Here is a 12,817-nt window from a genome sequence, read left to right as displayed (position 1 = left end):
TCATGGACAAACCGAAGTATAAACGAATTCTTCTCAAGCTATCGGGCGAAGCCCTCAGTTCAGATGGTGAAGTAATTGACCCATCAATTTTAGAGCAATACGCTCTTGAAATTAAGAAAGTAAAAGAATTAGGTGTTGAAATTGCCATTGTTATTGGCGGAGGAAATATCTTCCGTGGTGCAGCTGCTGCCAAAGCTGGTATTGACCGTGTTCAGGGAGATTATATGGGGATGCTCGCTACCGTTATCAACGGAATGGCGATTCAAGCTTCTTTAGAAAAACACGGAATGTTTACTCGTTTACAGACTGCCATCAAAATGGATGCTGTTTGCGAACCATTTATTCGTCGTAGAGCAATGCGACATTTAGAAAAAGGTCGTATCGTAATTTTTGGAGCAGGTACTGGAAACCCATATTTTACGACAGATTCAACAGCGGCATTACGTGCAATTGAGATTGAAGCGGATGTAGTATTAAAAGGGACTAGAGTTGATGGCGTTTATACTGCCGATCCTGAAAAAGACCCTACTGCTACGCGTTATACACATCTTTCGTTTACAGAAGCTATCAGCAAAGGTTTAAAAATCATGGATACTACGGCATTTACTTTATGCCAAGAAAATAAAGTTCCTATCATTGTATTTGATATGAACAAAAACAACAATTTAGCAGATTTAGCAAAAGGAGAAGAAGTAGGAACTTTAATTAGTTAATGATATGGGTTGACCGATGATGAATTTAAAGCAACATCGAAGCCTTGTGATCAGCATATAAAATCCGAAATCATATATTAAGCAATGGAAGAAATAGAATTTTACATTGATGCAGCGAAAGAAACGATGGACGGAGCTTTAAAGCACTTAGCGATTGAGCTTTCAAAAATTCGTGCTGGTAAGGCAAGCCCTTCAATGTTAGATGGTATTCAAGTAGATTATTATGGCATGATGACGCCCCTAACAGGTGCGGCATCTATCAATACACCCGATGCTCGTACAATCGTTGTAAAACCTTTTGAAAAGAAAATGATTGCTGAATGCGAAAAAGCAATTCGTAATTCAAATATTGGTTTAGCACCGATGAACGATGGTGAAATTATTCGTTTAAATATTCCACCACTTACCGAAGAGCGTCGTCGTGAATTAGTAAAAAGAGTAAAAGCTGAGATTGAAACAGCTAAAATTAATGTGAGAAACGTTCGTCAAGATGCGAACAGCTCTATTAAGAAATTGAAAAATGAAGGCGTTTCAGAAGATGCTGTAAAAGCTGGCGAAGAACGTATTCAGAAAATCACAGATAGCTATATTGTTAAAGTAGATGCTGTATTTGCTGATAAAGAAAGAGATATCATGTCAGTGTAGTTTTGAGTGAAGAGTTTTGAATGCTGAATGATAAAATTTCAGTATTCAAAACTCTTTGTTTATGAGTGTTTCATAAGATTATTTCTACAATAACCCTATGGTATGGTAGCAGTTAGAGACTGCATTTATTTGTAGGTCTAAATGAAAAACACTTAGACCAGTGAGGGGTGATGCTGTCTTTTTTCATATACTATTTTGAGCTTAATCCTCGAAGTCAAAACTATCAAGTGTCTTAATTTCAATTTCGTACCAACTAGGCTCATATTCTTTTTCTTGTTTTTCCATTTCGATAACATACTCTTTAGCTTCTGATTCGGTAAAAAAAGCTTTGATGATTCTACTACCAATTTGTCCAAATCCTTCGTCTACTGAATTAATCAAATATATTATTCCATTTGATAGCCCCTCGTGAAAAACCAAAATATCAGAAATATCTTCAATACTTACATCTACATCAAGATTTACTGTTCTGTACGATTGTTCTGACCATTTATCTATGGTTTTGCATTTTGCTATATATAATTGTTTTGCATTATTTGCAATTTCAATTGTGCTGTAAACACCAAGCACAATACTTTTTCCGTCGTATGGAGAAATATATCGTTCAAGTACTACCATAATTACATATTGTTATTTTTTACAAAGTTCTTTCAACTTGCATTCGGGCATGGACTCTTTCTGTGTTACCTATTTAAGGTTTTGGGCTTCTAAAATAGTAGTCTGATAAAGCTCTGACAATAGCTTTTGGATTAGCTTCGTCTGTATTCGTCATAATGATGATTGTCAAATTGTCATTTACAAAACGGGCATAATGCGAACGAAAACCAACATTAGCACCACCATGCTCAATCACGTTGTGTCCGTTATATTCATCAATTGTCCACCCAAAGCCATAATAGGCTTTTGATTTCGGATCGTCTATTGTTTTTATAACAGGTTGCCATAACCGTTCCCAGTTCTCTTTTTTCAAGATACTACTTTTCTCTCTCAACACCTTCTCCCATAAAATCATATCAGAGCTAGTGGAAAGAAAACCACCGCTTGGTCGTACAGCATACATTGCATCAGCATTTACCAACACTCCATTTTTATGCATATACCCATTAGCACGATGAGGAATAATAGGATAAAAATCGGTCATGCCACTGTTTTTCATACCGGCAGGAATAAAGAGTTTTTCTTGTATATAATCCTGCCAAGGCATACCACTCACTTGTTTGATGATTTCTGCCAACATATAATATCCAAGATTACAATATTGGTATTTTTCACCAGTCTTGAAATCAAGTGGCAAGGAGTAAGCTGATTTGATAATCACAAGATCGGGTTGAATAATTGAATTATTATAAGCGGGGCCTTCTCTTTTTAGTCCAGAAGTATGAGACATCAAGTGTCTCAAACGTATCGGCCTCCATGTTTCAGGAGCATCAGGGAAAAATTTGTGAACATCATCTTCAATGCTTAGTTTTCCTTCCTCCTGTAATTTCAGAATGGCTGTGGTAAAAAATTGCTTGCTGACAGAGCCGAGCCGAATAACAGTTTCAGCTGTTACAGGTGCATTGTGTTCTACGTTTGCTAAACCATATCCCTTATTCACTTGTGGTTGCCCATTTTTAATCACTGCAAGGGAAAGTCCAACAATTTTTTGCTCGTTCATTATTTTCTGAACAATTAAATCGGTGCTGTCTACCTGCCCATAAGCTACTACACTAATTAAAAGAAAAAAGGTAATCATTTTACTTTTCATGAAACTGTATTTTAGAGATTAAATGTGTGATATGATATGGGTTCGCTCAGTATCAGGCGTGAGCACGATGATTTTTCAATTGATTATTTGTCGAATTATCTAAATGCTTTTCGTATACATTGTTTGCCATTTAGTATGAAAAGTTTAAATTTCAGTATTCAAAACTCTTTTTTATGATTATGGGTGTTTTACTAATCGGCGCGTTGCTGACGCAAGTATTGTTGGTGAACAAACACCAACAACGGCGGAAAATTAATTTTGTTTTGTTAGCCCACTGAATTTATATAATATAGCTATCGCTACTCCATAAAACAAAATCCAATGTCCAGAAAACCCTCTTACTTCATTTGCTTTATAATGATGATACTCTTGTTCTGTTAATGTTTTAATCAGTTGACCATGATTATGTAAAATAAATTGTCCATTTTTAATGTCTGGTGTTCCATCTTGTGAGTTCATAAACAGCATAAAGTTTACAAAAGCATAACAAAAACTAGCTACCACAATTATTGTCATCCAAGTCGGTGTTCCTTCAAAAATTATTTTAGAAAATCCAACGTGGTTCATTCTATTTATCATTCCTGATTGTTGATATTCTCCAAGTTCTTCATTCTTTTTCAAATCAATAATTACTGGAACCAAAACTACAAAAAAACCGATATGCAAAAGCCAAACAAAGGGGACTTTTTCTGTAACGTCAATATCTGCAAGTGAAAGTATATGAACTAAAAGACCTAATGTCCAGCCTATTAATGCTAAATAAAATAAGTATTTTTTCATTGTCAATGATACTGTATTAAAATGTTTTTTGTCGAGGTATGTTCTTCATACATCACTGAATTACTTTCACAATGATATTAGAATTCCTAATGTTGAACTTTGCACAAATGTTTATAGAAGTACTTCAGTCACCATATTGCCAAACGGAAAGATGTGTGCAACTTTTTCATCTTAAATTTGGGAATGGTAGTCTGTATGTTAATGAATATTTCTTCCCATTGATTTCAACGGCTTGTTTTTCTTTCAAACTCTTTACTAGTTTCAAAAAATCGTCAAAATATTTTTTGTCCAAATATATGCTATATAAACTATCATTTCGTTTTACTGTTGTTGAACTATTAATGTCGTTCCATTCAGTATTCCATTTTAATGGCTTTTCTGGTGAATGATTATAAGCTGTCGCCATAATTTCTATTGTGTCGGGAAGCCATTCTTTCGCAGATTTGTCATCAAATTTTAAAATGTTGTCATATCCAGTTAGAAAGTCTTTAGGTGTTTTTGCCCTTGCTTCATTTTGGGGATTTCGTAAATTTCCGTAAACACTTATTTGACGTAAAGTATCAAAGTTTAGTAGCATTATATTCGTTGGCTGGTCTGTGCTAGTTGATGCTTCTGTATAAACAGCTTGTTTCATTAAACTATCAGTTATACCGAATGACTTAATTATTTTCTTTGTTGTTTCTCTGTCATTTGTAATTTCAAAATATTTCAATTTCTTATCAACTATCTTTTTATAAATAATTTGTCCATTTTCGTAGAGAGCAAAAGTCGGAACATCAGAACCTATAACCATAAGCCATGGGTCTGTTTCAATTAAAACTATAATAGGTTGTCCATACTTTTCATTAAATGTCTGTCCAAACGAAACAGCTAAGCTTAATGTAAGTAAAATTGTTAAAATTGTCTTTGTCATATGAATTGTTTTTTGGGAACATACACAACGGTTTGTAGATTTGCGACGGGCGGGCTTTTCAGTATAAATGTTCATTCAAAAAAAACTACAACTTATACCCCCTCATTTCCTCCATTCCCTGTTCATAACCTAATAAAATCATCCTTTTAATATCATCACTATTAAAGGCTTGAATATCAATGTTCAAATGATGTTGAGGGCGAATGATTTTTAATTTTATTCTGGATTGCCCTGCCAAAATACCAAATTGACTTGGTGAGCCGTCGGCTGGTAAGCATTCATTTCTAAACTCTGCCCAGTCTAAGTCGGCATTCAAACATTCATTTACAGCAATATCCATTACTCTGTCTACCAACGCTAAAAGGTTGCCATAAGGGAAATAACCTCCGTCAATATTACGCGTATGACAGGCTACGCAAATAATTTCAGTACCGCCATCTTGAATAGCTTTTTTAACAGGGGCTACATCACGCATACCTCCATCCAGAAAAGCCATATTATTTTGTCCACCAATATTGACTACGGGCATCAAAATAGGAATAGCAGAGGATGCCATTATATAGTCTAAAAAGTGATCATAAGAGGGATTGGCGTAAACCATATTGCCATTAATGATATCCACAGCACCAACTTTTAGCTGTACAGGACTAGCATTAAGGTTTCGCATAGAAATGTTATTATTCAAAATTTCTCTTAAAGGTGTTGTATCCAATAAACCTTCAAAATTCCTACGAATAGCACTTAACCCTAACTCATAAGTACCTCTTCTTAGTGACAAACACTCGGGGGCATAAATGTTGTCTATCCAAAAATCGCATAAATCCTTTGATGACTGACTTAAGTTAATATAGCCATCATTTTCAATACTTTGTCTGCCAAAACTGTTAATCAGATAAGACGCATTCATACTGCCTGCAGAAACACCATAAATGGCATCTGGGGAAAACCCTGTTTCAAAAATTGCTTTAACAACACCTGCTTGATACGCACCTTTTACCGACCCACCCGCCAAAACTAAAATTTTACTCATAATTAAATATTGATTTTTAATACTCCAGTCAAGGTTTGGTATGCACTTATGAATGAACAATTTAGCAAAACAAACGATTCATTGAATAACGAACTAAAAAAATAAATTTAGGTTATTAATTAAGGCAATATACATTTTTTTAGAGAAAAGCGTAATTTGCAAGCCATTTAAAAATATCATGAATTTATCTATCAAAGAAATACAGGCTCCTATCCTTACTGAAATGAATGCTTTCGAAGGAAAATTTAAGGAGTTTATGAAAACAAAGGTTATGCTGTTGGATACGATTATGAATTATATCGTACAACGCAAAGGCAAGCAATTACGCCCGATGTTTGTGTTTTTATCAGCTGGAATTTGTGGAGAAATCACTGAAAAAACCTATCGTGGTGCTGCTTTAATCGAATTATTGCATACGGCATCGTTGGTTCATGATGATGTGGTGGATGATTCTAATTACCGCCGTGGGTTCTTCTCGGTAAATGCACTTTGGAAAAATAAAATTGCCGTTTTGGTAGGCGATTATTTATTAACCAGAGGACTTTTATTGTCGGTTCAACATAACGATTTTGAAAACCTGAAAATCATTTCTACGGCTTTCCAAGAAATTACGGAAGGAGAATTATTACAGATTGAAAAAGCTCGCCGACTGGATATTACTGAAGACGTTTACTTTGAAATTATCCGACAAAAAACGGCAACCCTTATTGCTGCTTGTTGTGCCGCCGGTGCTAGTTCAGTAGGGGCAGATGAAGAAACGGTTGCCAAAGCACATTCTTTTGGTGAGAAAGTTGGTATTGCCTTCCAGATTAAAGACGATTTGTTTGATTATGGTGATGCTGAAATCGGTAAACCTTTAGGGATTGACATCAAAGAAAAGAAAATGACATTGCCCTTGATTTATGCCCTAAACAAAGCTAATTGGAGTACCAAGCGTAATATCATAAATATCATCAAGAACGAGTCTGATAACCCTAAAAAAGTGGCCGAAGTAATATCATTCGTAAAACAGTCTGGAGGCTTAGAATATGCCACAAAAGTGATGAAAAACATCGTTGAAGAGGCACAGAATATTCTTTCTACCTTCCCTGATTCTATCTACAGAAAATCATTAGCTGGATTGGTTCAATTTACGATTGAAAGAACTAAATAAATTAAACATAAGTTGTTAAAAGATTCTTAAGTAATCAGTACAATTTAAGCCATGTTTTCATTTGAAGTAAATAACTGATAGCTAGTAAATAGAAATACTACAGCAACGGCAGACCATTCACCAATCACTATTTACTAATTACTACCTATAAATCAATCAGAATCATGTTATCAGAAGATTTCCTGATAATCAATTCTGTATATAATTTAAACGTTTGATACTTTTTGGGTAGTTTAGATGTATTTTCTATTAGCTCAAATAATAATTCAGCCGAACGTTTACCCATCTCTAAAGCTGGTTGTACAATGGTGCTTAGTGATGGAGCTAGGAGAGAAGCCACTTTTAAATTAGTAAAACCTATCAAAGCTACCTCCTCGGGAATCTTAATTCCTCTTTTTTGTAGGGTACTTAAACAACCTAATGCTAACCTATCACTAGCCGTAAAGATGGCATCTGGTGGGTTGCCATTTGTGAAAAGTTGGTCTATCACAAACTCAATATCCTGCAAGCCGTAATTACAGTACTTTAGCAAAGATTCGTCAACAGGAACATTATATTTTGCTAAGGCTGCCAAATAGCCTTTTACTCTTTCTTTGGAAATTGATAAATGTGGCGAAGCCGCAATATGAGCAATCCTTTTCCTTCCTATCTTGATTAAATGTTCGGTGCCTGTAAACGAGCCTTCAAAATTATCTGAAATCACTTTATGTGTATCTATTTCATCCGAAATACGGTCGAATAAAACGATGGGTAAACCTTTGTCATGCAAGCGTTTCAAATGATCTACGTTAGTCGTTTGTCCCGACAATGAAATCAATAAACCATCTACCCGTCTTGATGTAATATGCTGTGTATTAATCACTTCTCTTTCGTATGACTCATGACTTTGAAAGATAACTACCTGATAGCCTTTGTTATAAGCGATATCTTCAATACCATTAATGGCCTGTGAAAAGAAAGGATTATCAATTTCAGGGACTATTACACCGATAGACCTGCTCTTGTTTTCTTTTAAACTTAAGGCAATTGGATTGGGCTGATAATTGAACTTTTCAGCATATTCCATCACCAAGCGTTTGGTTTCTGGATTAATTTCATGACTCCCTCTCAACGCTCTCGAAACGGTTGAAGTCGAGAGGTTCAAGGCTTTAGCAATATCTTTAATGGTAATATGTTCCAAAATGTTATTTCTTTGAATTGTACAAATTTTTGATTCCTTTTCTCGTACCGTTTTTGCTGTGTTGAAATTACAATTTTTAGCTAAATAGGTTATCCTACAAATATAGAAATTTAAACTTTGTATGAATGGCAACGTTCCCGAAAAGATTTACGAAAAATATTCAATAAAATGTTTGTATCCTTCTACTTTAAGAGATATGTTTATCTAAACCTTTGTTCAGAACAGACAATAGAACAAAATGCCATTTCTTGAAATAATCTAGTTATATAGTTTACTAAAACGCTTTTTTGGGGAAAATGTTTTTCAATAATTTCTATTAAAAGAATAAGGCTTAAATACTGTATAATTACTCATTAATCTGGAATCATTTTTTTATACCAAGTAAAAAATAAGTGCTTTTCCCTTTTAGTGAAGTATGATTAATTTTCATTTTTCTAGATAGAAATGAAGTAATTAATTGCTTAAATGTTATAGTCTAACCCCAAAAAAATGAACAAGACGATTGGTAAGTACCGTTGGCAAATAGTTGCGCTACTTTTTTTTGCTACAACCATCAACTATTTAGACCGACAAGTGATAGGTCTTTTGAAACCAACTTTAGAAAAACAATTTAGTTGGACAGAAACAGATTATAGTAGAATCGTAATAGCCTTTCAGGCCGCTTATGCACTGAGTTTAATGGCTTTTGGTGGTATTATTGATAAGATAGGTACAAAACTGGGCTATACAATTTCTGTGATTATGTGGAGTCTTGCTGCCATTGCTCATGCATTTGCAAAAAGTACTTTCGGGTTTGGCTTAGCTAGAGCGGCGCTTGGTTTAGGGGAGGCGGGCAACTTTCCAGCTGCCATTAAAGCAACGGCTGAATGGTTTCCAAAAAAAGAAAGAGCTTTGGCAACAGGTATCTTTAACTCAGGAGCTAACATTGGTGCAGTAGTAGCACCTATTATGGTACCTTGGATTTTGGGTTCTTATGGTTGGGAAATGGCTTTTATCATTACAGGTGGAATAGGCTTTATTTGGCTAGTTTTCTGGATAATTTATTATGAGATTCCATCGAGACATAAAAAATTAGAGAAAGCTGAATATGACTATATTCATAGTGATGTTGAACCCGTAAATGCTAATGAAAAGCCTGTTACTTGGATAAAGCTTTTTGGCATTAGACAAACCTATGCTTTTGTTTTTGGAAAAATGTTGACAGACCCTATTTGGTGGTTTTTCCTATTTTGGTTGCCGTCATATTTTTCAACGAGGTTTAATTTAGATTTGAAAAAACCAAGCTTGCCTTTGATTTTGGTTTATACAGCTACTACCATCGGAAGTATTGGTGGAGGATATTTGTCAGGATACTTTATCAAAAAAGGTTGGGAAATTCCCAAAGCCAGAAAAGTATCCATGTTTATTTTTGCTATTTGTGTAGTACCAATTATGGCTGCCCGTTATGCCACTAACATCTGGGAAGCTGTAGCGTTAATCAGTATTGCGGCGGCGGCTCACCAAGCTTGGAGTGCTAACATTTATACAGTAGCATCAGATATGTTTCCTAAAAAAGCAATTAGTTCTGTCATTGGTATTGGTGGAATGGCTGGCTCAGTAGGAGGAATGATTTTCCCTTTTGTAGTAGGTTCGTTACTGGATACTTACAAAGCCTCTGGTGATATCAATGCAGGGTATAATATCATCTTTTTATTATGTGGAAGTGCGTATATTTTAGCTTGGGGAATTATGCATCTTTTTGCTCCACGCAATGCTCAAGTAGAGATTTAAGTAATAGGGGAATGGAGTGATTTAGTGAATGAGTGATTTAGCGATTAATTGTTTGATTATCAATAAATTACTCTACACGGATGTCGTTTAGGTTCATTACTTAATATAAAATAAACGATGTTGTTGTATCAATTAAAGTATTGAATATTAATGTTTGACTTTCCTAATCAATTGTTACCGTTGAAGGGCAACCTATTTTAGGCAAGCACAAAGGACAACTCACAACTCACAATTTATCACTCACAACTCATTGCTTATAGCTCAAAACAAATAATTATTTAACAAAAAATGCAAAGAAAACTTTTTTTTACCATTCCTATTGTTAGCAAGTGTAGTATAATTCTTGCTGGAATTTGCCTTTTCTTTTCGATGAATACTTCGTTTGCACAAACGAAATGGTCTACGAGAATGGCAGATATTATGCTAGACGTTCACAAAGACTCTATTACCTACAAAGAAGAAGGAAAGCGTGCTCGTTGGGACTATGAACAAGCTATTCTTTTGAAAGCCATTGAAAGAGTATGGTATCGTACTGGTGACGCTAAATATTATCGTTTTATCTTGAACAACATGGATGCTTATGTAAACGATAAAGGTGAAATCAAGACGTACCGATACGATAATTTCAATTCTGATAACATTACAGGTGGTCGTTCTTTAGTAATGCTTTACCGTGAGTCGGGTAAAGAAAAGTTTAAATTGGCTGCCGATTTGCTTAGAAAACAACTTTCTGAACAACCACGTACTAAAGAAGGAGGTTTTTGGCACAAGCAAATTTATCCAAACCAAATGTGGTTAGATGGTTTGTATATGGTAGAGCCTTTCTATGCAGAATATAGCAAAGCTTTTAATCAGCCACAGAATTTTGATGACATCGCCAACCAATTTATTTGGATGGAAAAAAATGCACGTGACCCTAAAACAGGCTTATTATACCACGGTTATGACGAAAGTCGCGAGCAAAAATGGGCAGATAAAACTACTGGTGTTTCTCCAAACTTCTGGGGACGTTCAATCGGTTGGTACATCATGGCTTTAGCAGATGTGTTGGATACTTTCCCAAAAGACCATCCAAAACGTAAGGAACTAATCGCAATTTATCAAAGACTAGCGGCTGCTATCGTGAAATATCAAGACCCGAAAGAAGGTTGTTGGTATCAAGTTGTGGATAAAATCAATGGTAAAGGCAATTATCTTGAAGCATCAGGTTCTTCAATGATGGTTTATGGATTGGCAAAAGGTGCTAGAATGGGATACATTGATAAGGCTTATTATCAAAATGCTAAAAAAGGATATGACGGGATTTTAAGAAACTTTATTTCTACAGAAAGCAATGGCATCAATCACCTTGAAAAAGTAGTATTGGTAAGTGGCTTAGGCGGAAATCCATACCGTGACGGTAGCTATGAATATTACCTTAAAGAACCTATCCGTCGTGATGACTTAAAAGGCATGGCTCCATTTATCATGGCAAGCGTTGAAATGGAAATTGCTGAAGATTTAGGGGTAGGTGCAGGCAAAAAAGTAGGGTTAGATAATTATTTCAACCACGAAATGCGTACTACGCGTGAAGGCATTACTGAGCCATATCATTATACATGGTATGATGGTAAAGATTCTGGCTTTACATTGTGGGGAAGTATTTTCGAAAATTATGGTGCTGAATTACGTACAGTTTCGACTGCACCAAGAGCCGAAAATTTAAAAGATTTAGATGTTTATATCATTGTTGACCCTGATACTAAAAAGGAAACACCAAACCCTAATTTTGTAGAAGCACAGGATATTACAGCGATTGAAAACTGGGTAAAAGCTGGGGGAACTTTAGTATTGATGGCTAATGATTCTGCTAATGTGGAATTACCACATTTCAATAAATTGGCCGCTAAGTTCGGTATTCAGTTTACTAACAAAAGTATCAATATGGTGAAAAATAATGTGTATGAACAAGGACGTGTAACAATACCTGCTAATCACCCTATTTTTAAAGATGTTAGTAAAGTATTCGTAAAAGAATTATCTGTTTTATCGGTAAAAGCACCAGCAAAAGCTACTATTAGTGAAGGTAACGACGTTATTATGGCAGTAGCTAAAGTAGGTAAAGGAACAGTATTTGCCATTGGTGACCCTTGGATTTACAATGAATACTTAAACGGAAAACGTTTGCCAATGGAATTTGAAAATTTCAAAGCGGCTAAAAACTTATCAGTTTGGTTGTTGCAAAAAGGCAATACTAAAACACAGAGTAAAAAATAAATAATGTGTATTCGTACAATAAATTTTAACATAATGAAAACGCTATTAATATTAGGTACCATCTTATTAGGAACAATAACCATGAGCCAAGCACAAACAGATGATGAAGCAAAAGTAGCTGCTGCAGTCGAGACATTTAGAAAAGCTGTAGTGGATGCAGACAAAGCAACACTAGAAAAAATATTGGATGATGATTTGAGTTACGGACATTCGGGTGGAAGTTTAGAAGGGAAAGCTCATTTAATAGAGACTTTAATGAATGGCGATTCTGATTTCAAAACAATGGATTTGACAGAACAAACAATCAAAATTTTTGGCAATACTGCCATTGTTCGCCATAAGTTATACGCTGAAACGAATAATCGTAATGTACCAGCAACGGTGAAATTAGGCATTTTGCTTGTTTTCCAAAAAACTAAAAAAGAATGGAAATTAATTGCTAGACAAGCCGTTAAAATCTAAGCTTCAAAATATTATTTACCTAGTGAAAGTAAAGGTTTGGATGAATTTCCAAACCTTTTTTATTGGTTTTAATCTTAAAACCTAAATATCTTGTGCTAGTTTTGAGATATTGTTTGTTATTTTAGATAAATAATACTGTTAAACAATTATCATTCAACACATTTATAG

The 12,817-nt window shown here is 34.9% G+C and carries 12 protein-coding genes; 6 read left to right on the top strand and 6 right to left on the bottom strand.

Going from position 1 to position 12,817, the window contains the following annotated elements; genetic code table 11:
• Window positions 1-2: 2 nt before the first annotated feature.
• Together pyrH and frr are read left to right on the top strand one after the other, a co-directional pair.
• Window positions 3-713: a UMP kinase gene (gene pyrH / locus AC07XN_RS09190; RefSeq protein WP_309912098.1), complete on the top strand. Its 711-nt coding sequence runs from the start codon at window positions 3-5 to the stop codon at window positions 711-713.
• 84 nt (window positions 714-797) lie between these two features.
• Window positions 798-1,358: a ribosome recycling factor gene (frr, locus tag AC07XN_RS09185; RefSeq protein WP_309912097.1), complete on the top strand. Its 561-nt coding sequence runs from the start codon at window positions 798-800 to the stop codon at window positions 1,356-1,358.
• Between the two features lie 201 nt (window positions 1,359-1,559).
• On the opposite strand, the gene AC07XN_RS09180 is transcribed toward frr, so the two are convergent.
• The 5 genes from AC07XN_RS09180 to AC07XN_RS09160 form a co-directional block, all read right to left on the bottom strand.
• On the bottom strand, window positions 1,560-1,976 hold the full coding sequence (locus AC07XN_RS09180; RefSeq protein WP_494742818.1) for a hypothetical protein: 417 nt from the start codon (window positions 1,974-1,976) through the stop codon (window positions 1,560-1,562).
• A 73-nt stretch (window positions 1,977-2,049) separates the two neighbouring features.
• Entirely contained in the window at window positions 2,050-3,105 is a 1,056-nt protein-coding gene (locus AC07XN_RS09175; protein ID WP_494742817.1) for a serine hydrolase domain-containing protein, read from the bottom strand.
• A gap of 252 nt (window positions 3,106-3,357) precedes the next feature.
• Complete coding sequence (locus tag AC07XN_RS09170; protein WP_494742816.1) at window positions 3,358-3,885, bottom strand: hypothetical protein; 528 nt, start codon at window positions 3,883-3,885, stop codon at window positions 3,358-3,360.
• 166 nt (window positions 3,886-4,051) lie between these two features.
• Window positions 4,052-4,798, bottom strand: a complete 747-nt coding sequence (locus AC07XN_RS09165; RefSeq protein ID WP_494742815.1) for a hypothetical protein — start codon at window positions 4,796-4,798, stop codon at window positions 4,052-4,054.
• A gap of 85 nt (window positions 4,799-4,883) precedes the next feature.
• Window positions 4,884-5,828 (bottom strand): patatin-like phospholipase family protein, encoded by a 945-nt coding sequence (locus AC07XN_RS09160; protein WP_323247908.1) that lies wholly within the window; start codon window positions 5,826-5,828, stop codon window positions 4,884-4,886.
• A 178-nt stretch (window positions 5,829-6,006) separates the two neighbouring features.
• Here AC07XN_RS09160 and AC07XN_RS09155 point away from each other — a divergent pair, with 178 nt between their 5' ends.
• On the top strand, window positions 6,007-6,981 hold the full coding sequence (locus AC07XN_RS09155) for a polyprenyl synthetase family protein (RefSeq protein ID WP_323247906.1): 975 nt from the start codon (window positions 6,007-6,009) through the stop codon (window positions 6,979-6,981).
• Window positions 6,982-7,126: 145 nt separating this feature from the next.
• Here the strand turns inward: AC07XN_RS09155 and AC07XN_RS09150 are convergent, their stop codons facing one another.
• Window positions 7,127-8,161 carry a LacI family DNA-binding transcriptional regulator gene (locus tag AC07XN_RS09150; RefSeq protein ID WP_494742814.1) on the bottom strand — a complete coding sequence of 345 codons (1,035 nt, stop codon included), beginning with the start codon at window positions 8,159-8,161 and terminating at the stop codon, window positions 7,127-7,129.
• 489 nt (window positions 8,162-8,650) lie between these two features.
• Here AC07XN_RS09150 and AC07XN_RS09145 point away from each other — a divergent pair, with 489 nt between their 5' ends.
• The 3 genes from AC07XN_RS09145 (at window position 8,651) to AC07XN_RS09135 (ending at window position 12,649) form a co-directional block, all read left to right on the top strand.
• Window positions 8,651-9,931: an MFS transporter gene (locus tag AC07XN_RS09145; protein WP_309912089.1), complete on the top strand. Its 1,281-nt coding sequence runs from the start codon at window positions 8,651-8,653 to the stop codon at window positions 9,929-9,931.
• 288 nt (window positions 9,932-10,219) lie between these two features.
• Complete coding sequence (locus AC07XN_RS09140) at window positions 10,220-12,187, top strand: glycoside hydrolase family 88/105 protein (RefSeq protein ID WP_494742813.1); 1,968 nt, start codon at window positions 10,220-10,222, stop codon at window positions 12,185-12,187.
• Between the two features lie 33 nt (window positions 12,188-12,220).
• Window positions 12,221-12,649, top strand: coding sequence for a nuclear transport factor 2 family protein (locus AC07XN_RS09135; RefSeq protein WP_309912087.1), 429 nt, complete (start codon window positions 12,221-12,223; stop codon window positions 12,647-12,649).
• The last annotated feature ends 168 nt before the right edge of the window (window positions 12,650-12,817 follow it).

The organism is Arcicella sp. GW458-12-2-14-TSB2 (assembly GCF_059423785.1).
Note: the sequence above shows the minus strand (reverse complement) of the source record. Positions and strands in the feature narration are given on the sequence as shown.

What these genes read in the sequence shown, in the direction of transcription:
- AC07XN_RS09165 (WP_494742815.1), bottom strand. Translation starts at nt 4,798, where the DNA reads ATGACAAAGACAATTTTAACAATTTTACTTACATTAAGCTTAGCTGTT.
- frr (WP_309912097.1), top strand. Translation starts at nt 798, where the DNA reads ATGGAAGAAATAGAATTTTACATTGATGCAGCGAAAGAAACGATGGAC.
- AC07XN_RS09145 (WP_309912089.1), top strand. Translation starts at nt 8,651, where the DNA reads ATGAACAAGACGATTGGTAAGTACCGTTGGCAAATAGTTGCGCTACTT.
- pyrH (WP_309912098.1), top strand. Translation starts at nt 3, where the DNA reads ATGGACAAACCGAAGTATAAACGAATTCTTCTCAAGCTATCGGGCGAA.
- AC07XN_RS09135 (WP_309912087.1), top strand. Translation starts at nt 12,221, where the DNA reads ATGAAAACGCTATTAATATTAGGTACCATCTTATTAGGAACAATAACC.
- AC07XN_RS09140 (WP_494742813.1), top strand. Translation starts at nt 10,220, where the DNA reads ATGCAAAGAAAACTTTTTTTTACCATTCCTATTGTTAGCAAGTGTAGT.
- AC07XN_RS09160 (WP_323247908.1), bottom strand. Translation starts at nt 5,828, where the DNA reads ATGAGTAAAATTTTAGTTTTGGCGGGTGGGTCGGTAAAAGGTGCGTAT.
- AC07XN_RS09180 (WP_494742818.1), bottom strand. Translation starts at nt 1,976, where the DNA reads ATGGTAGTACTTGAACGATATATTTCTCCATACGACGGAAAAAGTATT.
- AC07XN_RS09175 (WP_494742817.1), bottom strand. Translation starts at nt 3,105, where the DNA reads ATGAAAAGTAAAATGATTACCTTTTTTCTTTTAATTAGTGTAGTAGCT.
- AC07XN_RS09170 (WP_494742816.1), bottom strand. Translation starts at nt 3,885, where the DNA reads ATGAAAAAATACTTATTTTATTTAGCATTAATAGGCTGGACATTAGGT.
- AC07XN_RS09155 (WP_323247906.1), top strand. Translation starts at nt 6,007, where the DNA reads ATGAATTTATCTATCAAAGAAATACAGGCTCCTATCCTTACTGAAATG.